This is a genomic window from Pseudomonadota bacterium, from assembly GCA_030859565.1.
Classification (GTDB): Bacteria; Pseudomonadota; Gammaproteobacteria; order JACCXJ01; family JACCXJ01; genus USCg-Taylor.
On sequence record JALZJW010000065.1, the window covers coordinates 1 to 20729 of the forward strand.

The 20729-nt window shown below is 59.6% G+C and carries 31 protein-coding genes; 16 read left to right on the top strand and 15 right to left on the bottom strand.

The genetic code is table 11. The annotated features are described in order from the left end of the window. Positions 1-210 precede the first annotated feature (210 nt). The gene (locus tag M3436_11015; GenBank protein MDQ3564637.1) at positions 211-663 is read right to left on the bottom strand and encodes a PIN domain-containing protein; all 453 of its coding nucleotides are present in this window, start codon (positions 661-663) and stop codon (positions 211-213) included. A 1062-nt stretch (positions 664-1725) separates the two neighbouring features. Between M3436_11015 and tsaB the strand changes: the two genes are divergently transcribed. Further along, positions 1726-2412: a tRNA (adenosine(37)-N6)-threonylcarbamoyltransferase complex dimerization subunit type 1 TsaB gene (gene tsaB, locus M3436_11020; GenBank protein ID MDQ3564638.1), complete on the top strand. Its 687-nt coding sequence runs from the start codon at positions 1726-1728 to the stop codon at positions 2410-2412. A 36-nt stretch (positions 2413-2448) separates the two neighbouring features. On the opposite strand, the gene cpdA is transcribed toward tsaB, so the two are convergent. Next, positions 2449-3261, bottom strand: a complete 813-nt coding sequence (cpdA, locus tag M3436_11025) for a 3',5'-cyclic-AMP phosphodiesterase (GenBank protein ID MDQ3564639.1) — start codon at positions 3259-3261, stop codon at positions 2449-2451. A 50-nt stretch (positions 3262-3311) separates the two neighbouring features. On the opposite strand from cpdA, the gene M3436_11030 reads away from it, so the two are divergent. From M3436_11030 to M3436_11065, 8 genes are all read left to right on the top strand, one after another. Continuing rightward, positions 3312-3974 (top strand): class I SAM-dependent methyltransferase, encoded by a 663-nt coding sequence (locus M3436_11030; protein MDQ3564640.1) that lies wholly within the window; start codon positions 3312-3314, stop codon positions 3972-3974. Positions 3975-4239: 265 nt separating this feature from the next. Continuing rightward, a complete protein-coding gene (locus tag M3436_11035) occupies positions 4240-4560 on the top strand; it encodes a hypothetical protein (GenBank protein MDQ3564641.1) in 321 nt (106 codons plus the stop codon). A gap of 184 nt (positions 4561-4744) precedes the next feature. Further along, positions 4745-4906, top strand: coding sequence for a hypothetical protein (locus M3436_11040; protein ID MDQ3564642.1), 162 nt, complete (start codon positions 4745-4747; stop codon positions 4904-4906). Positions 4907-4952: 46 nt separating this feature from the next. Next, positions 4953-5858, top strand: coding sequence for a dihydrofolate reductase family protein (locus tag M3436_11045; protein ID MDQ3564643.1), 906 nt, complete (start codon positions 4953-4955; stop codon positions 5856-5858). 217 nt (positions 5859-6075) lie between these two features. Next, positions 6076-6525 carry a PRC-barrel domain-containing protein gene (locus M3436_11050; GenBank protein ID MDQ3564644.1) on the top strand — a complete coding sequence of 150 codons (450 nt, stop codon included), beginning with the start codon at positions 6076-6078 and terminating at the stop codon, positions 6523-6525. A 215-nt stretch (positions 6526-6740) separates the two neighbouring features. Next, positions 6741-6917: a putative zinc-binding metallopeptidase gene (locus M3436_11055; GenBank protein ID MDQ3564645.1), complete on the top strand. Its 177-nt coding sequence runs from the start codon at positions 6741-6743 to the stop codon at positions 6915-6917. Between the two features lie 60 nt (positions 6918-6977). Further along, positions 6978-7286 carry a sigma 54-interacting transcriptional regulator gene (locus M3436_11060; protein MDQ3564646.1) on the top strand — a complete coding sequence of 103 codons (309 nt, stop codon included), beginning with the start codon at positions 6978-6980 and terminating at the stop codon, positions 7284-7286. Between the two features lie 83 nt (positions 7287-7369). Further along, entirely contained in the window at positions 7370-8479 is a 1110-nt protein-coding gene (locus M3436_11065; GenBank protein ID MDQ3564647.1) for a DUF1207 domain-containing protein, read from the top strand. A 51-nt stretch (positions 8480-8530) separates the two neighbouring features. Here M3436_11065 and M3436_11070 read toward each other — a convergent pair whose 3' ends face one another. The 7 genes from M3436_11070 to M3436_11100 all read right to left on the bottom strand — a co-directional run bounded on the left by M3436_11070 (position 8531) and on the right by M3436_11100 (position 12375). Next, on the bottom strand, positions 8531-8998 hold the full coding sequence (locus M3436_11070) for a CreA family protein (protein MDQ3564648.1): 468 nt from the start codon (positions 8996-8998) through the stop codon (positions 8531-8533). Between the two features lie 82 nt (positions 8999-9080). Then, positions 9081-9383 carry a hypothetical protein gene (locus M3436_11075; GenBank protein MDQ3564649.1) on the bottom strand — a complete coding sequence of 101 codons (303 nt, stop codon included), beginning with the start codon at positions 9381-9383 and terminating at the stop codon, positions 9081-9083. 188 nt (positions 9384-9571) lie between these two features. Continuing rightward, entirely contained in the window at positions 9572-9754 is a 183-nt protein-coding gene (locus M3436_11080) for a hypothetical protein (GenBank protein MDQ3564650.1), read from the bottom strand. 335 nt (positions 9755-10089) lie between these two features. Then, complete coding sequence (locus M3436_11085; GenBank protein MDQ3564651.1) at positions 10090-10362, bottom strand: ChaB family protein; 273 nt, start codon at positions 10360-10362, stop codon at positions 10090-10092. Between the two features lie 148 nt (positions 10363-10510). Continuing rightward, positions 10511-11326, bottom strand: coding sequence for an OmpA family protein (locus M3436_11090; protein ID MDQ3564652.1), 816 nt, complete (start codon positions 11324-11326; stop codon positions 10511-10513). Between the two features lie 33 nt (positions 11327-11359). Next, the gene (locus M3436_11095; protein MDQ3564653.1) at positions 11360-11734 is read right to left on the bottom strand and encodes a DUF4398 domain-containing protein; all 375 of its coding nucleotides are present in this window, start codon (positions 11732-11734) and stop codon (positions 11360-11362) included. A gap of 17 nt (positions 11735-11751) precedes the next feature. Then, positions 11752-12375, bottom strand: a complete 624-nt coding sequence (locus tag M3436_11100; GenBank protein ID MDQ3564654.1) for a hypothetical protein — start codon at positions 12373-12375, stop codon at positions 11752-11754. A gap of 939 nt (positions 12376-13314) precedes the next feature. On the opposite strand from M3436_11100, the gene M3436_11105 reads away from it, so the two are divergent. From M3436_11105 to M3436_11130, 6 genes are all read left to right on the top strand, one after another. After that, positions 13315-13533 (top strand): hypothetical protein, encoded by a 219-nt coding sequence (locus M3436_11105; GenBank protein MDQ3564655.1) that lies wholly within the window; start codon positions 13315-13317, stop codon positions 13531-13533. A gap of 233 nt (positions 13534-13766) precedes the next feature. Next, complete coding sequence (locus M3436_11110) at positions 13767-14093, top strand: DUF4258 domain-containing protein (protein ID MDQ3564656.1); 327 nt, start codon at positions 13767-13769, stop codon at positions 14091-14093. A 190-nt stretch (positions 14094-14283) separates the two neighbouring features. Then, positions 14284-14520, top strand: coding sequence for a type II toxin-antitoxin system MqsA family antitoxin (locus M3436_11115; protein ID MDQ3564657.1), 237 nt, complete (start codon positions 14284-14286; stop codon positions 14518-14520). A gap of 81 nt (positions 14521-14601) precedes the next feature. Then, positions 14602-14799, top strand: coding sequence for a DUF2283 domain-containing protein (locus M3436_11120; GenBank protein ID MDQ3564658.1), 198 nt, complete (start codon positions 14602-14604; stop codon positions 14797-14799). Positions 14800-14860: 61 nt separating this feature from the next. Further along, positions 14861-15172 (top strand): DUF4258 domain-containing protein, encoded by a 312-nt coding sequence (locus M3436_11125; GenBank protein ID MDQ3564659.1) that lies wholly within the window; start codon positions 14861-14863, stop codon positions 15170-15172. Then, the gene (locus tag M3436_11130) at positions 15157-15366 is read left to right on the top strand and encodes a DUF2283 domain-containing protein (protein MDQ3564660.1); all 210 of its coding nucleotides are present in this window, start codon (positions 15157-15159) and stop codon (positions 15364-15366) included. Before M3436_11125 ends, M3436_11130 begins: the two co-directional genes overlap by 16 nt. Before the next feature lie 179 nt (positions 15367-15545). Here M3436_11130 and M3436_11135 read toward each other — a convergent pair whose 3' ends face one another. From M3436_11135 to M3436_11160, 6 genes are read right to left on the bottom strand one after another with little or no spacing between them, the layout of a single operon-like run. After that, positions 15546-16418 carry a dihydroorotate dehydrogenase electron transfer subunit gene (locus tag M3436_11135; GenBank protein ID MDQ3564661.1) on the bottom strand — a complete coding sequence of 291 codons (873 nt, stop codon included), beginning with the start codon at positions 16416-16418 and terminating at the stop codon, positions 15546-15548. Continuing rightward, positions 16415-17695 carry a dihydroorotase gene (locus M3436_11140; GenBank protein MDQ3564662.1) on the bottom strand — a complete coding sequence of 427 codons (1281 nt, stop codon included), beginning with the start codon at positions 17693-17695 and terminating at the stop codon, positions 16415-16417. The genes M3436_11135 and M3436_11140 overlap by 4 nt, the downstream gene beginning before the upstream one ends. 1 nt (position 17696) lies before the next feature. Continuing rightward, entirely contained in the window at positions 17697-18674 is a 978-nt protein-coding gene (locus tag M3436_11145) for an aspartate carbamoyltransferase catalytic subunit (GenBank protein ID MDQ3564663.1), read from the bottom strand. Further along, on the bottom strand, positions 18671-19126 hold the full coding sequence (gene pyrR, locus M3436_11150; protein ID MDQ3564664.1) for a bifunctional pyr operon transcriptional regulator/uracil phosphoribosyltransferase PyrR: 456 nt from the start codon (positions 19124-19126) through the stop codon (positions 18671-18673). The genes M3436_11145 and pyrR overlap by 4 nt, the downstream gene beginning before the upstream one ends. Before the next feature lie 22 nt (positions 19127-19148). Continuing rightward, positions 19149-19604, bottom strand: coding sequence for a Holliday junction resolvase RuvX (gene ruvX / locus M3436_11155; protein MDQ3564665.1), 456 nt, complete (start codon positions 19602-19604; stop codon positions 19149-19151). Further along, a complete protein-coding gene (locus M3436_11160; protein MDQ3564666.1) occupies positions 19601-20161 on the bottom strand; it encodes a YqgE/AlgH family protein in 561 nt (186 codons plus the stop codon). Before M3436_11160 ends, ruvX begins: the two co-directional genes overlap by 4 nt. Positions 20162-20298: 137 nt before the next feature. On the opposite strand from M3436_11160, the gene M3436_11165 reads away from it, so the two are divergent. Continuing rightward, positions 20299-20490: a hypothetical protein gene (locus M3436_11165; protein MDQ3564667.1), complete on the top strand. Its 192-nt coding sequence runs from the start codon at positions 20299-20301 to the stop codon at positions 20488-20490. Positions 20491-20729: the final 239 nt, after the last annotated feature.

Genomic DNA, 20729 nt, shown 5'->3' on the forward strand with positions numbered 1-20729 from the left:
CACGAATCAATACACTCTGTCCATGCCCTCAAGCATACTTGCTTTTCGATAAAATCAAGTGTGAAAGATTCGGTATGGGGAATAACTAAGAGAAAAAAAGGCGCTTGACAAAGCTATGACAGGGCGGATGTCCGTCAGGGCGATCCGCCACATGGCAAATCTTTCGGCGGAACCACCTTCGGCGTTCCGCCCTGTCGAGATCTACTCGGGCTAGGGCGTCTGCCGGGAGCCTAAGAGTCCCAGGATCTCTTCCGGCGAGCGTGGCATCACCGGCGCACCCTTGAAGTCCTTCGCGTTGCGCGTCACCCGGTAGTCGACCCCGACCTGAAGGCCGGCAGCGGCCTGGACACCGTCTTCGTAATCCCGAAGACCGAGGCCAAGAGCGCGCTGGAAGTCGGCGCTGCCGAGCGGCACCCCGTTCAGCAACTGCAAGAGGTCATTAATGGCGGGCGGCGCTACGGAGCGATTTCGTTCCCGCTCCACGATGTAGTAGACAGTCGTGACGGTGTGGCCTGCGATGTGGCCCTCGGCACGGCCTTTCGCGATGGCGTCGAGGAGTGCCGTCGCGTCTTCTACCCATGGCTTTCGCTCGAGTATTACGTCGAGCACGACGTTCGTGTCGATGAGAAGTTTGGGGATAGCCGGCGCAGCACGGACCGTCACGAGGGCCCCGAGGCAGGCGCCGCGCGGTGACTCCCGAGGACCGGGGTTCCCGGCACCCGATCAGCGCCCTCCATACTTCCGTGCCAAGTGCCCCCGATATTCCTCGCGGCCTGTCCGCCCACCGGTGGCGACTCCGCGGAGGCGCCGGACCAGAGGCGAGATCTCCCGCGTGGTTGCCGGTTCCAACGGTAGGGCGCGGAGAAAGTCGTTGACGAGTTGCGAGAGGTTCTTCCCATGCAGTCGTCCGTAAACGCTGCCCGCGTTCGATCGCATCCGGTTCGAGAGATAGGTTCTTTGGTTTCCGCATCATCGACTCCATGGCATAGCCATGATTCTATGGAAAGCATGCGCATGTACCGCATCCCTGTCAAGTCGCGCGAGGGGGCTTGACGAAGCTATGACAGAATCCGCTGAGGAACGAAGCGCATCGGTTCGAGTTATTCGCCCGCACAAACGTCGAAGCCGGTGGACCAGCGAATGCCATCCGCGTTGAAAGAACGGCCATCCTGCCCCATCACGACGGGCGTTGCTAACGCCAGCTCCAGCCTTAACCTGCGCGATATAGCGTAACGCAGCATACCCAGGACGATTCGCCTGTTGGATAAACCAGCCGGCGGAGAGATAAGACCAGAATGCCGTTAACCATACGAACCTAATCCTGATTTAGCCGCTGGTTCGCGGTGGTTCAAGGGTGTGCGAGTTCGAGCCGAACTCGGGATCTTTGTCACTCCATTCCGGGATTGATAAAGGCAGGCACCTGCCTCTCTGTGTCAGCATGACGAGAGAAACAAAACGGCAACTCAGTCATATGTTTGGCAAGGAGGGACCCTTCGCGTTCAAACGCCTTGGGCAACTGCCACGCGGGCTAACTAGCAAGGTTAGCACGGTACGGGACACCCCGTCTGTCAGGGATGCGTGTGTTTTATTTAAGGGATCCCTCGGGGGATCGTTGCGTACTGATCGCCGCCGACGGGAAAGAGGCGGAAAAGGGCGAGGGGCGCGTTTTTGAAACCGGTCTTGGTTTGGCATACTGTAGCCATCGGCAATTCCCGCAGCAACACCATGCGCCTCAAGATCCTCGCCATCGACACCTCGACCGAAGCCTGTTCCGCGGCGCTTCTCCTGGGCGATGAGGTGCGGGAGCGCTTCGAGATCGCGCCCCGGCGCCACAGCGAGCTGATCCTGCGCATGATCGACGAGCTGTTTCGCGAGGCCGGATTGACGCTGACCTCGCTCGCGGGGCTCGCTTTCGGCCGCGGACCGGGCTCTTTTACCGGGGTTCGCATCGCTTCCGGTGTGATTCAAGGGCTGGCCCTGGGCGCCGATCTCGGCGTCGCGCCGGTCTCCACTCTGGCGGCGCTCGCGCAAGGCGCACATAGACAAACGGGATCGCGACAAGTGCTGAGCGTAATCGATGCTCGTATGGGCGAAGTCTATTGGGGGATCTATGAGCTCGACGCCTCGGGAATCATGTGCGCTACACAGCCCGAATGCGTGGCTCGCCCGGCGGCCGTCCCCCTCCCCGAAACGGGGACCTGGTTCGGAGTGGGCAGCGGGTGGTCGGATCACGGTGAGGCGTTGCGGAAGCGGCTTGGAGAACGGCTTCACGGTGCGGACCCGCATCAGTATCCTTCCGCCCGTGACATCGCCCTGCTCGGCGCCCATGCTTTTCGTCAGGGGGATATCGTGGCGGCGGAGCAGGCGTTGCCGGTCTATCTAAGAGATCGCATCGCGGAGCCTAAAGGGTGATGCCGAGGATTAGCGCATGCTAGTCTTGGCCGGTCGCTAGTGCTCCAAACGCTCGATACCCGTCTCCAGCCGTCCGTCGCGCCACAGCCGTAGCCAACGGTAGCCGGGGCTCAGCGTATCGCGCTGGTGACGATCGGTCCGCGGCGTAAACTGCACGCAAGTGGAGGGGGTTCCAAGAAGCTGCACGCCCTCTCGCAGCGCCGCGAACTCTTGGTGGATGTGGCCCCAGAGCACCGCGCGTACCTGCGTATGGCGGTCGAGTACTTCAAAGAAGGCCGCGGGATTATCCACCCCTATCTCGTCCATCCACAGGCTCCCGATCGCGACCGGATGATGGTGCATGAACACCAAGGCCGGATGCCCCGTCTCGGCCGACAATCGCTCATCGAGACGGGCGATTTGCTCGGCGCTCAAATGGCCGTGTTCTCGGCCGGCCACGGCGGTGTCAAGAAAAACGCAGCGCCACTCCCCGACCTGCGCATGGTCGACCGCGTGGATGTTGCTGCCCGGAAGCACTTGGCACATCGCGCCCTTATCGTCGTGGTTTCCGGGCAAGCAATATACCGGGACTCCCAAGCCCCCGATGCATTCACGCAGCCGGGCATAGGCGGCTCGGCTACCATCTTGGCTCAGATCACCGGTCAGCACCAGCGCGTCGGGCGGCCACTGCCTTGCTTGTGCCAAGGTCAATACCGCGCGCAGCGATTCCGAGGTATTCAAACCGTCGTAAAGGCCGCCTGGATCCGCATAGAGATGGGGGTCCGTCAGTTGCAAAACCGTCCAGGGATCGCGGTTCGAACGCGGGCCGAGATTTTTCATGGCGGTAAGTTCTTTAAGTTCTTTTGGCATGACTTTAGGTTAACGTATGATCATGTAGCTTGCATAACCGGGGCCGTGTCATGACCAACAAAACCATCCGCTTGAGCGACGCGCTCTATGCCTATCTGCTCTCCGTCTCCTCCCGGGAACCCGAGGTTCTTGAGCGCTTACGCGTGGAGACGGCGTCATACCCGGAAGCCAACATGCAGATCGCCCCCGAGCAGGGGCAGTTCGTGACACTGTTGGTGCGTTTACTTGGCGTTAAAAAGGCCATCGAGATCGGCGTCTTCACGGGTTACAGCTCACTTTGCGTGGCCCTCGGTTTACCGCCTGATGGACAGCTTATTGCCTGTGACGTCAACCCGCAATGGACCTCCGTCGCCGAGCGCTACTGGCGCGAGGCGGGGATCGCCGGCAAGATCGAATTACGCCTGGCACCCGCTGTCGAGACTCTGCAACAACTCCTGGCTGAGGGCGCCGCGGGCACCTTCGATTACGCCTTCATCGACGCGGATAAAGAATCCTATATCGATTATTACGAGCTTAGCCTCCGGCTCCTGCGGCCCGGCGGGCTCATCCTCGTGGACAACGTTCTCTGGGGCGGCCGGGTGGCGGACCCAGGCGCGCAGGACCCAGCGACCGAGGCGATCCGCCGTTTCAACCTCCATCTCAAGGAGGATTCGCGCGTGGATTTGAGCATGATCCCGGTGGCCGACGGGCTCACGCTCGCGCGTAAGCGCTGAAGGTAGCGTTCTGCGGAGGGCCGTGCGCGAAAGACTGTGTAAGTAAGTTTTGCAAGTAGGTTTTGCTTTGGCGATGTATATCTTACCGGCGCACTAACAATGGCGGGGTTCCTTTTCGTGCGAGGTATAGTCTTATCTTATTGACATATTTATTGTTAATCGACTAACCATGGGTGTGGCACGGGCCTTGTCTGATCTGGACTACCATGGCCCTGTTACCAGGGATCCTGGGATCCACAACAATGCCTAAGTAAGGAGGTTCAGAATGAAGCTATCAAGTTATTTAAGCTTAGTGTTCGCGGCTTTACTTTCGGGCGCCGCCTGGGCGGCGGAGGACGTGCCTTCGGAAGGGGCTGGGGCTATAGAGGAAACTATGCCCGCGACGGAAGGGGCGGCGTCTCCGGTGCCTCCATTCGCTGCAGTAGACAAAGACAAGAGCGGCGGCATCACCGCAGAGGAAGCGGCGGAAGTGCCTGGTCTGACCGCGGCGTTCCCCAAGGTGGACACTAACGCTGATGGTGAACTCAGCGAGGATGAGTACGCGGTTATAGAATCTGGGAAAATGTCACTAACCCCTGGAAGCTAGGCTCTGGAAGCGGGGAGCCGAGCAACGATTCAATAGCTCCCCGGCTCAGGCAGGGTCGCCTGTCCGCAGCCGCGCGAAACCTGCCCGCGAGTCACCCCAGTTGCCTTCCCGCTGACTCGCGGGCGGAAGCCGGAAAGTTCAAATCCAACGTTACTTCATGACTAATGTTATAAGGAAACATGCTATGAACCGGATTATGATTACCCTGTTCGCGCTGGGAACGCTGTTACTGGCGGGATGCGAGGAGTGGGGCGGCGCTTCCAGCGCAAAACCTCGCACCCAGGGTGAGGTTGAAAGCGAAGCCACCATGCAGACACCGTCCGCCATCGTCGAAGAGCCTCGTTAATGGCAGGCGTCTAGTCCGGAGGGGACGGGCAACCGATCAGTGAAGGGTGCGAAGACGCGCGTCCGGATTTTCCATCGAGGCCGAAAGCGTTCCCGTCTTCCGGGAGAAAGGGCGGTTGCAGATGACCGTGATGAAACTATTCCCCGCGCCTGTTGAAACGGTGCCGTTGGAGCGGCTTTATTTAAACCACAATCTTCGTGCAGTCCGAGACCCTTCACGGGCGTTTGTCTATACCAACTTCATCGCCAGCCTCGATGGCCGGATCGCATTAGAATGTCCTCGGACGGGCACCGCGGTGGTGCCGGGCGAAATCGCCAATGCTCGCGACTGGCGTCTCTTCGAGGAACTGGCCGCCCAGGCGGACGTGTTGCTCACCACCGGACGGTATGTGCGGCAGTTCGCCAGAGGCGATGCCCAGGCTATCTTGCCTCTGAGTGAGGAACCGGCGTATCAGGATCTACGCGATTGGCGCCAGGCCCAAGGCCTTGCGGCGCAACCGGCGGTTGTGGTCTTGAGTGCAAGCCTCGATATTCCCCTCATGGAGTTCCTGATTGGCCGTCACGGCCGGGTCTATATCGCGACAGGATCCGACGTCGATGCGGCCCGGATACGTGCGATCGAAGCCCAGGGCGCCAGGGTGATGGTCGCCGGCCAAGGCAGGCGTGTGCGGGGTCAAGCCTTGATCGAGGCCCTGCGCGGGGAGGGTTTGAATCTCATTTATTCGACGGGGGGACCCAAAGTGCTGGCAACTTTGCTGTCCGACCGGGTACTCGATCGACTCTACCTGACGCAGGTGCATCGGCTCCTAGGGAGCGAGTCTTACGATACTCTAGTGGAAGGACAGCGGCTTTATCCGCCTGCGGACGTCCAATTACACTCCTTATACTACGACGCACCGGGTGAGGCGAGCCCGGGCCAGCTCTTCGCGTCCTATGCCGTTACGGCGTTGTGAGGAGAAACCATTGGGTATATCAAGAAAACTACTACGAATAGATGCGGGGACTGCTATCCGTCGTTTTCGACTTGTTTAATCATTGACCGGAGGAACATGTATGAGCATCGACAGACCAAGTTCCAAAATCGGGGATGCCACGGGCGAGAAGCTGAGAGCCAGCCCCAGGGCAACGGCGACCACCGGGACTTCAGGCGCGCGTACAGGTGGTGCGAAGATCATAGGCGGGCACGCCAATAACGGTGGGCCTGGACCTCAACTGATGGCCGCCGACACGCTAGCGGGCGATCCCGTCGTCAACCGCCAGGGCGAGACCCTCGGCGAGATCCAGGACATCATGATTGACGTGCCGAGCGGCAGCGTGGGCTACGCTGTCCTGTCTTTCGGGGGCGTTCTCGGTAATACGGGAGACAAGCTTTTCGCGATTCCGTGGAACGCCCTGATACTGGATGCGGACAACCAGCAGTTCATCCTTGACGTTCCGAAAGGGCGTCTCGAAACTGCGCCCGGCTTTGATAAGGGTCATTGCCCCATGATAGCGGATCAGCAAGTTATGCATCGCCCTGAAAATACTACCAGGATCAATAGAGCAATGGTTTTGCGTGATCAAGCTAAGCTTCTGACTATTACTAAACAACCTTCGCGCAGGCACATGGGCCATGTTTGAACTTTCTTGGCCGCCTGCATTGCTGCGCGCTAGGCTTTTTATTGCAGCGAGACCTCGCTGGCCGGAGTCGTCCTAGCGCTCAAGAGAGAGGAAGCGGCGAGCTACGCCCGTGGATATGGGCGAACGCGTCTCGGAGTTGTAATCGCCGTGCGGAGACGCCGAGCGGGGTCACGGACTACCGGCCGCAGTCCATCGATACGATGGTGGCGAGCTGGTTGCCGCTGACCTATGCGATCAACAGCATCAACCGCAGTATGGGCCAGCCGGATCTGTATCCGTTCGTCCTCTCGCCGAAGGCGGTCGAAAAACTTGGATTTGTCCACCAGGTCGTCAGCGGTGCGGCAAAGACCGCGTCCGCAACCCTTCCGCGACGCGATGCCCTCACTCCCTAAGCTGGCCCTGACGGATCAGGCTCTTCTCCTCACCCTCTCGGCGCGGATGCCGAGTCGTCCATGACTCCGGCAGGGGAACTGTCGTGCCGACGTCAAACCAGCATTGGAAACACCTCGAAGATCGCAGGTCGCGATCCGCTCACCGGCAGGGCAACCTCCGGCGGCGGGCGCTGCCTGATGGGCCCCGGTTCTCACGCTTCGACTCACCAGAGAGATGGTTTATACTTCCTGTACCCCAAGTTCATCGAGATCGATGTACGCGTGATCGCCGCGACCAACCGCATTCCCGAGAAAGCCGTCACCCAAGGCAAGCTGCGGGAAGATCTTTCCGCTCCATCTGCCGCCGCTGCGCGAGCGGCGCGAGCGTGAAGACGCTTTTATAACCGCCTGCGGCAGTACGGAGTGCGCAGCAGTTCGCTTTCCCAGGCCCATTCTTGAGTAAGGTGAAATGCATGACTATTACGCGAACTAACACCATCATCCTTGCAATTGCCGCCTTGATCCTATCGGTGATCGCGCTCACGGCGAGGGCCGCTCCCGATGATCGCTATCTTGCGGGTTACGCGGCGGCCGTTCTCGAGACCGGCTTCGGTTTGCTGTCCCGTGATCTCCAGGTCGAAAACGGAAAGCTGCGATTGCAGAGCGCCGATCTCCAGGGACAGGATACAGGAGAGGTGCTCGCCTCGCTGCGCGCCATCGACGGCCTAGAGGTCGAGCTGGTCGGAGCACCGGCGGAAGCGCGCAGCGTATCCTCTTCGGCCAAACCGACACCGCCGCCGAGCGCTACTCTTTCGGAAACCACGGGATGGCTCCCGCGGGCGGCGATCTTCGACCCCTTGATCGCCGATCCGCGCTGGCCGCGTTTTTCGGCGAGCCTTCATTTCTACCAGGGTGACGAGGAGCTCGGGACCGTGGGCGCCCCGAATTTCGGCGCCGCCATACCGTTTTATGGCTGGCGTGGTTTAGGCATCGATTGGCAGGCCGGGCTCCAAGCGGGGGTATTCTCGATATTTGACCTCAACGCGGACTCCTCCGATCTGATCAATTCCGACTTCTTCGTGGGGCTGCCGATCAGTGCGCGCTATGGGCCGCTCTCGGCACAGGTTCGGGTTTTCCACCAAAGCTCGCATCTGGGCGATGAATTCCTGCTGCGGAAACCCGAACCCGTTGATCGGATCAATCTCTCCTACGAGGGCGCGGACCTCAGGCTGTCCGTGAAACCGTGGGACTGGCTCCGGTTCTATGCGGGAGGCGGCGCGATCTTCGACAGCGAACCGGATCTCGATCCCTGGATGGTGCAAGGCGGCCTCGAGATCACGAGCCCGGACCCGATCTACTCTAATCTCCTCTATCCGATCGTGGCGCTCGATGTTCAGTCGTTTGAGGAATCGGATTGGGGGGTCAACTATTCGGCGCGCGCCGGTGTTGAAGTTCGTAGCGAATGGCTCGCCGCCCGGCGTTTGCAGCTGGTGATGGAGTATTTCAACGGGCGCTCGCCGAACGGACAATTCTATGACCGCGACATCGAATACTTTGGCCCGGGATTGCACTTTTATTTCTGAGTCACTCGCCGAAGGCACAGTAAGGAGCCGCGGAAGTCCCCTTATTACCGTTTACCGTGCCCCTGCGCCGCTCCAGCGCACGATAGGCACCGTCGAGATCGAGTTCATCGGCGATCCCTCGATGATTTTGGTGCTGATGGCGGTGTACACCAGGGTGTTGCGTTTACGATCGTACATGCGGTGGACCTGCGTCTCTTTGAACAAAATGGAGGTATCGGCACTGAAGACCTGTTGTTCGTCCGATATCTTCTCCGGCAGGACAATAGGGCCGGTTTGACGGCACGCGATCGCAAACCGGGAGGGGTCCTCCGCGAACCCAAGAGGTCCTTTGATGCCCCCGGTTCTAGCCTGACTGATATGACAGGAAACCCCGGGGATCTTGGGGTCATCGAAGGCTTCGACACAGACTTTATCGTTGGCGCCGACGAACCTGAAGGTGGTCGAGACGCACCCGATTTCTTCAGCATGCGCCCGCAGCACGACTAGCATAGCCAAGCCGATTAAGGCGCCTACTTTCATGGTGACCCCCCTGGATGCTAGACGGCGCTACGCGTGACGAAAAACGTGTCTATTCATGCTTGCAGCGATTTCGGGCCAGCGCTCAGGGCTGGACGTTCTTCGCGGCATCTCCCGGTTCCTCGGCGATCTCGCCACCCTGCCGGCGAGCGCCTAAGGCCTCATCGGTAGGCGGCGCCGCAGCCCTGTCCGAGGGTGTTGGCTCGGCGACGGATTGCTCCGCCGCCGTGTAACGCGGGGCCGTTGCCGTGGTTGGGGCCGCCGCCACGCCCTTCTTGGCCACACGGTCCCATTGGTCGCGTAGCCACCCGCGGCGCTGTCTTCCGGACGCCGGATCGAAAAAATACATCACCGCGGCGCCTAAGACTATCAACATAATTTCACTCATCGTGGTCTCCCCTTTGGTCGCGATTACAGCGTTTATCGGCTATGTGCGAAAGGCCCATTTCTAAGAGTAGCATTGTACAACCATCGGGGCCACCTTTTCCCTACCCTTCCTCTCTTCCTCCAAGTGGAACAGCGCGAGCGAGCACCTCGCCATCGCATCGCCCTTGGGGCGCACCGTCCGGAATATGCTCAGTTAAGAAGATAGTTATCCTCGTTGCCTTCACCGACGGTATATTGATAGCACTCACGTAGCGGGGCGATGTCCGAGTCCGCATCCTCCGGTTCGTCGCCCCACCGCTTCAATTTCCGTATCGCCTGGCGTAGCTGCAGCCGCTGGCGTTTAATTTTACCTGTATGTATGTCTAGTTTCATCGCAGTCTCCCAATGTACTATGCGTTCAAGCGCGGGACGCGTTCATTCAACGCGTGTAGGTTCGCTGCCGAGACACAGCATTCCGCTTGTCATGTACAGCCGGATAGGCAAGCTCCGCGCCGCATGACCCGTACGATGATAAGTCTTAAACATTAAAGATTTATTCTTGCGCTTGATAGCAGCCGATTGTATGAAGCGGTCGCCGTATGTAAGAACTATCGATGGGTAGGTAACTTTGACGGCGAGCGGCGGCACGAACACACTGGCTATTGTTCAAGTTAGCCTCTTGCAACGGAACCAATCGGCATGAGAAAAGCATTCCCTAGGCTCAGAAGCTACCTGGGTGGGGGGATCTTTTCCTTGTCCATGTGTTCGCTTATCGGTGCTCGTCGCCAGCGGCCCTGCTCATCCTTCTCATATTCCATCTCGACCGCTAATAGAGCCGCCTTATGGGCAGTCTCTGCTATCGCTTGATCGTCGTGGAGATCTTCCGAGGCCATGCAAACCTCGTAAGCGCGATTATAGGCAGCCCGGTAGATCTCTTGCGCGCGTCGAGGAAACTCGTGCCGGAGAGATCTAGGGAGATCGGATAGTTTCTTGTAGCTCATTGCAGCCGCGCATTGCTACTTGGCCATCAGGCCTAAAAACCCAGGCACGAGCAAGATCAAGATCCCGACCACAAAGGCGAGCATTGGCTCAAGGGACGTATACATGAGAAAGCTCCTATCGAATGCGGCAAAGGAGCGGCCAATGACCTTATTCCGCTCGGATGAGTTCGACCTGCCGGGGATGTTCGGAGATCACAATCTCCACGCGCCGATTTTGCTGGCGGCCGGCTACGGTTTCGTTCGAGGCGACCGGATAGGCCTTGCCATAACCGTGTGCAGCGATCCGCTCGCCACCGATCCCATTCCTCAGCAAAAAGTCCTGCACTGCCTGGGCACGGCGTTGCGAGAGGTCTAGATTATAGGAATCGGAGCCCTTGCTGTCCGTGTGCCCTTCGATCAGGACATTCTGATCCGGGTGCTCATTGAGGAACGTGACCAAGCGATACAGATTCTGTTGGGCCCCAGGCTTCAGGCTCGCTCTGTCATATTCGAAGAGCACATCGCCGAGTGTGAGCACAAGACCGCGCTCGGTCTGCTTGGCCTGGAGCGCAGCGAGCTCTTCTTGCAACGCCAGGGCCCGCGCCGTCGCTTCTTCCACCTGCCGGGTACGGGCGTCCAGCACCACTTGCCCGCGCTCCTTGAGGAGTTGCTCGGCGCGAGCCTCCGCGATTTTCCTCTCTGCCTCCGCGCGCGCGATCCCGACCCGCTTACGGGCGATATAGGCATGGTGCTCGATCTCTTCCTCCTCGCCGGCTTGCCCGGCCTGGTCGAGGGCCTGCTTTGCCTCATGCAGCGCCACCGAGGCGTTCTTAGCCACCTCCGGGTCTTGCCGGGCGGACGCATACTCTTGTTGCGCCTGCTGCAAGGCCAGGTTGGGACCGGCACAGGCGGCGCACAAGGCACACATCCCCAGGGCCAGGACTCGCACCGATTTAGCGGATATATCGTCAGTAAAAAGTGCCATGGACTTAGCCTCTGATGGAGATGCGCCGGTCCGTCACCTAACCCGCTGCTCGGCTTCTTGGCGCAACGTATCGATAGTGGACTGGATCTCTTGTGCCTGTTTCCGGGCAGCCTCCGATTGTGCCTTGGCCTCTGCCAACTGCGCGTCCACCAGTGCCGTCTCGGCCAACCGATGGGCCTGCTCGTAGTCCTCGTCGTTCATCGCCTGCCTGGCACCCTCGAGGCTTTCCTGAGCCAGACGCAGCTCGAGCGGTGCGTACTCCCCGGCCTTTACCTCGATGGCCCGATTGACGGCAACCTCCGCGGGTGAAACGGTATCCGTGGGTGGTGCCCCGACACAACCGCCAATGGCGACCAGCATGGCGCAGATTGACGGTAGATCCATCCGCTCAGTAAATGTCGTCTTCATACACTTACACCCCCGAGTTACTCCGTCGTATCGCTTGTAACGTTTGGAGTGGCTGGTACGTCGCGGGTCACCGGACCGGTCGCGGCCCGCTGCGAATAGAGTCGCTTCGTCATGAAGATCGCAACCGTCACCATGAGCGCGGCGATGATCAGCAAGATCCAGATGTATGCCGCCAGGTAGCTCATGACCACGTAGCTGAGGCCGAGAAACACCCCTACGCCCAGGAATCGGCGATCCAGGTGTACCCCATAGAGAAAAGTCACTAGCGCAAACAGGAGCAGCGTTACCATGCCGGTGGTATGGCGAGGGATATTGCCGGCGCTCAGTAGCGTGTAAGCCAACTCCACAGCGAGCAGGAGCCCGCCCCAGTGCAATACCTGGGTGAGCAATAACCTGGGCCATTTGACCTCGGTGTCCCGGCGACGCGACCACTGAGCAATGAAACAAAGGGTGCCGAACACCGGAACCATCGTGAGCCAGTACAGGTAGCTCAGGTCCGTATTGACATAGGTGATGGCCACGCCGAGAAACGCCAACCCAAGCGTACCGCCCAACACCAACGCGTCAATCGTCCAACTGCCGAAGAGGCTGAACTGGGATCTCTGTTCCTCGGTGGCCTTGATGGGATCAGCATTTAACATGTCTCAACCCTCGGGTTGTCGCGCGCAAGCCATACGCAAACTTCGGCAACCCAAGTGCCAAGCATCTCGCATTGATGTTAAGGCTTTCGTTTTTAAGGGCTTAAATGCTCGCCCCATCCTTAATGAGCTTCTCTGACGCAGCGCGCGCCGGTAATAACTGCCGGTGGCTATGGGAAGTTTTTACCGAAACCACGCCCAGAAAGTGTGCCGGACGACTGGACGGTGTGTCTTGGCGTTGGCCTGATTGATTCCGCTCGGGGACGCCGAGCCCAGCCGCTCGCATCGCTCGCCGTGCCCGGCACACCTTGGATGATAACGCCGCGTTATGGGGATCCCGTACCATGATAAGCTGCTATGATGACCGTCCTTCGCGCCTGTTCGATGGTCTGGAGCATTCGGCTGACCATCCATCTCTTAGGCCTACCTGTGCGCGCAGCGAAGCGCTTTTCGACGCGCTACAGCAAGTGGATGGCTGATGAACGGCAAACCTTATTTGGCAAACTACAGCTCACAAATACTGCGCCACAGCTGGTGGAAAGCACTCTCCCCAAGCTATGCCCGGAGCTAGAGCACTCAGTCATCAACAAACTGGCAAGACAGCAAAGACATCTGAGCGTGTTCTATTTACGTACGGGCCAACATGTAGTGTTCTACTCAAGGTAGGTTACTTTCTGCAGGTTCTTGACTTCGAGCCGCGCGTCGTGGATAGGAAAGGGCAACGGCGCCCTCCCTCAGAGTTCAAGGCGTTGCGGTTCGAGAATCAGGATCATGCAGAACTGGCTCTTTGCTGCTTAAACGCAAACCTGTTTTACTGGTTCGTGACGGTTTTCTCTGACTGCCGCCACGTAAACAAACGAGGTCGATGCGTTTCTCATCGACTTGGACGCTCTCGCGGGAAGCCAAGCGCGGAAATCTCTACTGAACCTTGCGAATGCCCTGATGGAGGAATTGGATCGGAACTCCGTGGATCGCAGGATGCGCTTTCAGCATGACACTTTGACTGTGCAGTGCATTTATCCCAAGGTGAGCAAGCCCATCATCGACGAAATCGACCAAGTGCTCGCCCGCCACTACGGCTTCACCGAGGAGAAACTGGACTTCATCATCAATTACGACATCAAGTACCGCATGGGCCGCAGCGCGGAGGAGAACGAATGAAACTGCCGAACGTGGAAGCGGCCGTGGACTAGGAGGACAAGATCACTAGATTCTCACATATCCAATGCTGTACGGAACCACTTCAGCAAAGTCTGGGAGTCCCTTCTCCCTCAGGGAGAAGGATAGGATGAGGGGAATCAAATCAAACGCTTTCGTCGATGATTTTGATCCCCCTCACCCCAACCCTCTCCCGGAGGGAGAGGGAGAAAAACCACGATGCGGGGCAGGGACGAATGAAAACGCTCGCCCGGATCCAGCAGCAGTTGGCTGCCGGCGGGTTCGACTTCAGCCGGCACACCTTCATGCGCGCGGTCGAACGCAACATCAGCGAGCAGGAGATCCGTACCGCGGGCGCGCGAGCGGAGATCATCGAGGAGTATCGAGAGGACAAGTATTCACCTAGTAATGCGTTTCAGTTAATGTTCCCGTCATGCCAGCGAAAGCCAGGGCCAGGGACGGGCCCTGCTTGGCGCCCCGAGGATGGAAAGCTGGCATCCACAAGCAGAGTAAAAAGCCTGGATTCCAGCTTGCGCTGGAATGACGAATTAGCAATAGCATGACACCTTCAGTGATTCTGACGTAACCGTATCGTTGAAACGATGTAATCGCGTGTTGTTACTGGGCCTTACATCTGCTGAGCGCCCTTTGCATATTCAGGTATCGGCGGCCGACTGGGAGACGACAAGAATCATTACACTGTATGAACCGGATCCGGCCCGAGTGGGCCGAGTTTCGAGAACGAAGGTAACCATGTCAACGTTTAAATGCTATATCTGCGGCGGCGAAACCGCCAGGGACGAGTTCGTGAGCGAAGTGCTGGAAGTGGATGGCCGCCGCGTGTTGGTGGAGCATATTCCAGCACGGATCTGTATGCGTTGCGGAGAGGCGGCATTCTCGCGCGAGACCACCGAGCGCATTCGCCTGCTGGTCCATGGCGCGGGCCGCCCCGCCAGGACCGTCCCATTGGACGTGTTCGAGCTTGCATAAGACCACTCTCCGTACTACCTCTTTGCGGAAAAAGAACTGGATCTACCGGACGGATAAGATTGAGAAATACTGGAGGACAGCATGAAAGTGACCTACGACCCTGAAGTGGACGTGCTCCGGATTGTTTTCCGCGACGTGGCTATCGAAGAGAGTGATGAGGACAAACCCGGCGTGATCCTCGACTACGACAAGGAGGGCAATATCGTCGGCCTGGAAGTGCTGAATGCTTCCCAGCGTGTGGAGAACCGGCGTGGTGTCGATTACGCGGTGACGAGCTGAGACCGCTGCTGATTTGACGACATCAAGTACCGCATGGGCCGCGATGCGGAGAGCGGGGAGAATGAAGATTCTGGAGGACTGCTTCGGAAACAAGGTGCGGCTTACGGACGAACGGCTTGGCCACATTTTGGACCATCCCGAAATGCAGGGTATGGAACAGGAAATCGAGCGGGTGATGCAAAAGCCGCAGTTTGTTCGGCGGTCGCGCTCGGACGAAGCCGTACGGTTGTTTTATGCGTTCTACGCAAAGACATTGGTGGATGGCAAGTGGTTGTGCGTTGTGGTTAAGTACGTCACGAACGATGCCTTTGTGATCACCGCCTACCTGACCGACAAACCGAAAGCTGGAGAAAACCTGTGGCCGAGAAAGTAAAAGTGTGGTTCGACGCGGAAGCGGATTACCTCGAAGTCCAGTTCCGCGAGGGAGCGGGCTATATGAAAGAAACCGCCCACGATGCCGTGATGGAACGGGTCGATATGCAAGGTAATGTGCTCGGTTTCAGCATCCTTGGCGTGAGCCGGTTTAGGAAGGACAAGCCACTAGAGGCGGAGCTGACTGCGACGTGAAAGGCCACCTCTCCCCCCGAACGTTTGACCGGAGCATGAGACGCAAGCTATGAGGTTGTACGTTGGCCATGAAGCCGGTGCACTTTTATCCAGGCAGGCCTCCTGCACCGGACTGGGCAAGCTAGATACTAACGTCTTGAATGTTGAACAAGACGACTTACGGCGTTTTGGTGCGTCCATCAGAAATCCACGCTGGCGGCGTCGAAGACCGGCCCATCGACGCACACACGCTTCATCGCCGGGCCGTTCGTTGTGTTGATGCGAACGTTACAGCCTGCGCACCCGCCGACGGCGCAGGCCATGTACTCCTCGAGCGATACCTGACAAGGAAGCCGATACTCCCGGACCAGCGCGATCACGGAGCGCAGCATCGCGGTCGGTCCGCAGGCGAAGACCTCGACGTCCGCGCGTTGGCCGGCATCGAGAGCGTCGAGCCAATAGCGGGCGAGATCGGTGACATAGCCCTCAAAGCAACCGGGCAGGCTTTTCAGGCTCGCCAAACGGCTCGGGAAACTCCAATCTTCCATGAGCGGCATCGCCGCGATCACCTCCGCCGGTAGTCCCGGAACCAGGAACTGCGACGGACGCGGCCGGAACGGAAACGGGACCTCGGACCCCATGAGGATGAGCGGCTTGACGCGAGCCCCTTGACCCTTCATGTGCTCGCTCAAGAAAATCATGGGCGGGATCCCGACGCCCCCTCCGATCAGCAGCGGCCGCGGGCGATAGCCGCTCAACTTGAACGGGACGCCGATCGGGCCCACGAGATTCAGGACTTCGCCGGGGCGTTTTTTGGCCAGCAGCTCGGTCCCAAGGCCGTGGATCTTGTACAGGATATCGATCTGTCCCTGGCGCCGCTCGGCCCGCATGATGGACATGGGACGCCGCATCAGGATCGCCGCATCACACTGGATGTGAATGAAGTTGCCCGGTTGGGCGCGGGCGGCGGTTTGCGGCGATAAAAGCCTCAATAGGTGCTGACCACCCGCGTGCGTTTCGTGGCTGATGACTTCCGCATCTTCGACGAATAGCGTTCCCCGCGTAGCGTTCATCGGCTCGCTTCCGTGTACACCAGCTTTCCACCGAAGAGAGTGTGCATGACCTTGCCCTTGAAATCCCACCCCTTGAAGGGCGTATTCTTACCGGCGCTGGCGATGTTCTCTTCGGTCAATGTCCAGTGCGCCTCGGGGTCAAAGATGCAAATATCGGCGCCCGCGCCGACGCGCAGTGTCCCCGCCTCGATCCCGAGAATACGCGCGGGATGGCAGGTGATTGCGGCTAGCGCTCGGGGAAGATTCAAAACCTCGTCGTCCACCAAGGCCAGTGTCAAGGGCAACAACGACTGGAGCGCCGAGATACCGGGCTCGGTCGCCTCGAACGGGGCATCCTTTGCATCCCGATCGTGAGGCTGGTGATCCGAACAGATCGCGCTAATCACTCCGTCCTTGATCCCCTCGCGGAGGCCATCGCGATCGCGCGGGGATCGCAGCGGCGGTCGCACGTGACATCTGCTGTCGTAGTCGCCCACATCGACATCGATCAGATGCAAGTGGTGGGCGCTCACATCGGCGCTAATCCGCAGACCCCGGTCCTTAGCGGCTTTGATGATTTCAACGGAGCGCCGCGCCGATAGGCGGCAGAAATGGGCGCGTACGCCCGTTTGTTCGAGCAGCAGGAGATCGCGGCTGAGCGCGATCGTCTCCGCGGTTTCCGGAACCGCTGGTAAACCGAGCCGCGTGCTGATCGGCCCTTCGTGCATTACCCCTTGTGAGAGCCACGGGTCCTCCGGGTGCAGGAACAGGGTTAAATCACAGGTCGCGGCGTATTCCATCGCACGCCGCAGGACCTCGGTATTGGCGATGGGCGACAAGGCATTGCTTACCCCGGCGCAGCCGATTCTCTTGAGCGCGCGCATCTCGGCCAATTGCTCCGCTTTGAGCCCGTGGGTGAGCGCCCCGAGGCAAACCACGCGTGCGCGGCCGCTTTGCTCGGCGCGCTGGTGAATCAGTTCGGCCACCGCGGGCGTATCGATGACGGGATCGGTGTCGGGAGGACAGCAGAGGGTCGTGATACCCGCCATCGCCGCCGCGCGGGTCTCCGTGGCGATCGTCGCCTTGTGTTCTTCACCAGGCTCCCGAAGCCTGGCGCTCAGATCGACCAAACCGGGGCACACGATGCGACCGCGCGCATCGATCTCGCGCTCGACGGTAAACCCCTCGGGCGGATCGCCTATCGCGACGATCCGTCCCGCGGCGACATAGAGATCATGGATTCGATCGAGATTCTGGGCCGGGTCGAGGATGCGGCCGCCTGTAATCCGCAACCGCATCTCAGCGTGTCCGGCGCGGCGCCGCCTGACTGCCCATGGCGATCGACATGATCGCCATGCGCGCCGCGATCCCGTGGCTCACCTGCTGCAGAATGACCGAATGCGGGCCATCGGCGACCGCGGTGTCGATCTCGACGCCGCGGTTGATCGGTCCCGGGTGCATTACGGTTACATCGGGTCTCGCGGCGGCAAGCTTCGCGGTGGTCAAGCCATAGGTCTGAAAATACTCGTGGGCGCTCGGCAGCAAGGCCCCCTGCATGCGCTCGTTTTGCAGGCGAAGCACGATCACCACATCCGCATCGCGGAGTCCCGGCTCTAGATCGTAAAACACTCGCACGCCGAGCGCATCGACGCCGGATGGGATCAAGGTCTTCGGTCCCACGACGCGAAGTTCCCCCACCCCGAGAATATTCAAGGCGTGGATGTCCGATCGCGCCACGCGCGAGTGCAGGACATCGCCCACGATGGCGACGACCAGACTGGAGAGATCGCCCTTGACCCGGCGGACGGTAAAACAATCGAGCACCGCCTGGGTGGGGTGCTCGTGGCAGCCATCACCGGCATTAATCACCCGGACGTGGGGGGCGACATGCGAGGCGATGAGTTGCGCCGCGCCGCTCATCGGGTGGCGCACGACAAACATATCGCAGTGCATCGCCTCGAGCGTGCGCAAGGTGTCGAGAAGCGACTCGCCCTTGCGCGTGGCGGAGCTTTGGACGTTGATATTGAGGACGTCGGCCGAGAGCCGCTTAGCCGCCAGCTCAAAGGTCGTCCGCGTGCGCGTGCTCGGCTCGAAGAACAGATTCGCAATGGTCTTCCCGCGCAGCAGCGGCAGTTTTTTGATCGCGCGCTCTCCGACACCGGCAAAGGACTGCGCGGCATCGAGGATCGCGATTAATAAATCACGCGGGAGTCCTTCGATGTTGATAAAGTGTTTAAGGCGGCCTTGCTCATCAATCTGGATCTGATGCGGCTTCATGCGGCTCTGTGGACTACCAGCGATAGCGGGTCCGGGCCAATGAGCTTGACGTGCTGCCCAGTGGGCAGATCCATCGTCGTGCCAGTGACATCAGGTTGAATCGGAAGCTCCCGCCCGCTCCGATCGACCAAGACCACAAGCATCACGCTCGCCGGACGGCCGTAATCGAAGATCTCATTTAGCCCCGCCCGAACCGTGCGCCCGGTAAACAGGACGTCATCGACGAGTACGATATGCCGCCCGTCCACATCGAAGGGCAGGGTCGAGGGGCGTACGCTCGGATGCATCCCGATATGGCTGAAGTCATCGCGATAAAACGCGATGTTGAGTTCTCCGAGCGGATCCGGCAGGCCCAAGTGGCGGTTCAAATGTTCGGCCACCCAGACCCCCCCCGTATGGATCCCGACCAGCGCGGCTCCGGGCCGCATCCGGGCTTTGAGGTCCACCGCCATCCGGGTGATGAGATCCAGGACTTCAGAATGAGCAATCGCCGTTTTCAACACGTGGGTCCCTCTCCGAGTGCGGCGCGGGATCTGCGAACCACGTCTCCAGAATCACTTGCGCCGCGATCGCATCCACCGGACCGCGCTTCCTCTCCGGCTCCCGGGAACGAGCCTCGTACGACGACAGCCGCTCGTCCACCGTATAAACCGGCAGGCCAAAACGGCCCGCGAGCTGGCCCGCGAACCGCAACGCCGCCGGCGCGAGCGTGTGCTCGCTGCCGTCCATGTTGACGGGCATACCTACCACGATCGAACCGGGCGTCCAGGCGTCGATCAAGGCGTTAATCGCGGACCAATCCGGCCTGCCATCCGAGGCGCGTACCGTTGCGACCGGATTGGCCGTGCGGGTGATGGTCTGTCCCACCGCCACACCGATGCGCTTGGTGCCGAAATCGAAGCCGAGCACGCTGCTCGAGGCGGCATTCATGCGTGGCCCGCATCCGGCGCTAGCCGGTCGATATCGACACCGATCAAGGCGGCCGCCGACTCCCAGCGCCGTTCGGGAGCTATTTCAAACAAGATCTCCTGATTGGCGGGGCCGTTCAGCCAGGCGTTTTCCGCCATCTCGCGCTCCAGTTGCCCGGCGCCCCAACCCGCATATCCGAGAGCAACCAACGCTTGCTGCGGCCCGTTGCCGTGGCAGATTGCCTCGAGTATATCCCGAGAGGTCGCGACCCCACACTCATCGCTGACCTTGATCATGGATTCCCAGTGACTCATAGGTTGATAGATGATAAAACCGCGCTCGCGGTGAACGGGTCCTCCTTGAAACACCGGAAGATCACTGATCTTCGGGTTCGTGGGCACAAGCTCCATTTGTGTAAGCACCTCGCCCAAATTAATGTTGGTTGGCCGATTAATAATGATGCCCATCGCGCCTTCATCGCTGTGGGCGCACACGTAAGTCACGGTCTTATGGAAGTTAGGATCCGCGAGACCGGGCATGGCGATGAGAAGTTGGTTGGTGAGAATGAAAGAGTTCATAGGTCCTAGTATCCGTGAGGGGATCGCAAAGTCAAGGGTTATCCTGAAAGCCGTTGGTATCGTCGATAAAGGCGATGTAAGATGCTTATATTGTTTACGATGTGGGGGGACGGCCGGTGTGGCCGGCCGATAGACGCATGGAACCCTGGATTCCTATTCTTTGGTTTCTCTATCACCTCGCGGTCATCGCTTATTTTCAACTTCGCTTGCACGGCGAAGAGCGAGAGCGGGAACGAAAACGGCAAGCGCGGCGGGACCGGTTGCGGGCGCTCGGCTTCTGGACTCGCGAGTCCCCGAAACCGCGCGATGAGATCGTGATGCTCGCGTGACCGTGTCATCACGGCCCAGGCACTCTCGCGCCGGAAACGCAATCCCGGAGCATGCCTGTCCCGAAAGCGCTAGGAAGCTCTGCAAAAGTGTCGCGAGCAAGCCCAGATGCGCGAAGCCGCGGAGCGAGTCGCGAGACATATCAGGTAGATAGGCGAGCGACGAGCGAGCACGCGACAAAGCAGATGGGCTGCGCAGTAACTTTTGCAGAGCTTCCTTAGCGCTAAGGTGGCGAGATGAA

What these genes read in the sequence shown, in the direction of transcription:
- tsaB (MDQ3564638.1), top strand. Translation starts at nt 1,726, where the DNA reads ATGCGCCTCAAGATCCTCGCCATCGACACCTCGACCGAAGCCTGTTCC.
- M3436_11065 (MDQ3564647.1), top strand. Translation starts at nt 7,370, where the DNA reads ATGACTATTACGCGAACTAACACCATCATCCTTGCAATTGCCGCCTTG.
- ruvX (MDQ3564665.1), bottom strand. Translation starts at nt 19,604, where the DNA reads ATGAATGCCGCCTCGAGCAGCGTGCTCGGCTTCGATTTCGGCACCAAG.
- M3436_11105 (MDQ3564655.1), top strand. Translation starts at nt 13,315, where the DNA reads ATGGAGGAATTGGATCGGAACTCCGTGGATCGCAGGATGCGCTTTCAG.
- pyrR (MDQ3564664.1), bottom strand. Translation starts at nt 19,126, where the DNA reads ATGGCGGTGGACCTCAAAGCCCGGATGCGGCCCGGAGCCGCGCTGGTC.
- M3436_11160 (MDQ3564666.1), bottom strand. Translation starts at nt 20,161, where the DNA reads ATGAACTCTTTCATTCTCACCAACCAACTTCTCATCGCCATGCCCGGT.
- M3436_11040 (MDQ3564642.1), top strand. Translation starts at nt 4,745, where the DNA reads ATGAACCGGATTATGATTACCCTGTTCGCGCTGGGAACGCTGTTACTG.
- M3436_11090 (MDQ3564652.1), bottom strand. Translation starts at nt 11,326, where the DNA reads ATGGCACTTTTTACTGACGATATATCCGCTAAATCGGTGCGAGTCCTG.
- M3436_11060 (MDQ3564646.1), top strand. Translation starts at nt 6,978, where the DNA reads ATGACTCCGGCAGGGGAACTGTCGTGCCGACGTCAAACCAGCATTGGA.
- M3436_11100 (MDQ3564654.1), bottom strand. Translation starts at nt 12,375, where the DNA reads ATGTTAAATGCTGATCCCATCAAGGCCACCGAGGAACAGAGATCCCAG.
- M3436_11095 (MDQ3564653.1), bottom strand. Translation starts at nt 11,734, where the DNA reads ATGAAGACGACATTTACTGAGCGGATGGATCTACCGTCAATCTGCGCC.
- M3436_11135 (MDQ3564661.1), bottom strand. Translation starts at nt 16,418, where the DNA reads ATGAACGCTACGCGGGGAACGCTATTCGTCGAAGATGCGGAAGTCATC.
- M3436_11070 (MDQ3564648.1), bottom strand. Translation starts at nt 8,998, where the DNA reads ATGAAAGTAGGCGCCTTAATCGGCTTGGCTATGCTAGTCGTGCTGCGG.
- M3436_11075 (MDQ3564649.1), bottom strand. Translation starts at nt 9,383, where the DNA reads ATGAGTGAAATTATGTTGATAGTCTTAGGCGCCGCGGTGATGTATTTT.
- M3436_11165 (MDQ3564667.1), top strand. Translation starts at nt 20,299, where the DNA reads ATGGAACCCTGGATTCCTATTCTTTGGTTTCTCTATCACCTCGCGGTC.
- M3436_11085 (MDQ3564651.1), bottom strand. Translation starts at nt 10,362, where the DNA reads ATGAGCTACAAGAAACTATCCGATCTCCCTAGATCTCTCCGGCACGAG.
- M3436_11080 (MDQ3564650.1), bottom strand. Translation starts at nt 9,754, where the DNA reads ATGAAACTAGACATACATACAGGTAAAATTAAACGCCAGCGGCTGCAG.
- M3436_11145 (MDQ3564663.1), bottom strand. Translation starts at nt 18,674, where the DNA reads ATGAAGCCGCATCAGATCCAGATTGATGAGCAAGGCCGCCTTAAACAC.
- M3436_11140 (MDQ3564662.1), bottom strand. Translation starts at nt 17,695, where the DNA reads ATGCGGTTGCGGATTACAGGCGGCCGCATCCTCGACCCGGCCCAGAAT.
- M3436_11120 (MDQ3564658.1), top strand. Translation starts at nt 14,602, where the DNA reads ATGAAAGTGACCTACGACCCTGAAGTGGACGTGCTCCGGATTGTTTTC.
- M3436_11035 (MDQ3564641.1), top strand. Translation starts at nt 4,240, where the DNA reads ATGAAGCTATCAAGTTATTTAAGCTTAGTGTTCGCGGCTTTACTTTCG.
- cpdA (MDQ3564639.1), bottom strand. Translation starts at nt 3,261, where the DNA reads ATGCCAAAAGAACTTAAAGAACTTACCGCCATGAAAAATCTCGGCCCG.
- M3436_11110 (MDQ3564656.1), top strand. Translation starts at nt 13,767, where the DNA reads ATGAAAACGCTCGCCCGGATCCAGCAGCAGTTGGCTGCCGGCGGGTTC.
- M3436_11125 (MDQ3564659.1), top strand. Translation starts at nt 14,861, where the DNA reads ATGAAGATTCTGGAGGACTGCTTCGGAAACAAGGTGCGGCTTACGGAC.
- M3436_11115 (MDQ3564657.1), top strand. Translation starts at nt 14,284, where the DNA reads ATGTCAACGTTTAAATGCTATATCTGCGGCGGCGAAACCGCCAGGGAC.
- M3436_11030 (MDQ3564640.1), top strand. Translation starts at nt 3,312, where the DNA reads ATGACCAACAAAACCATCCGCTTGAGCGACGCGCTCTATGCCTATCTG.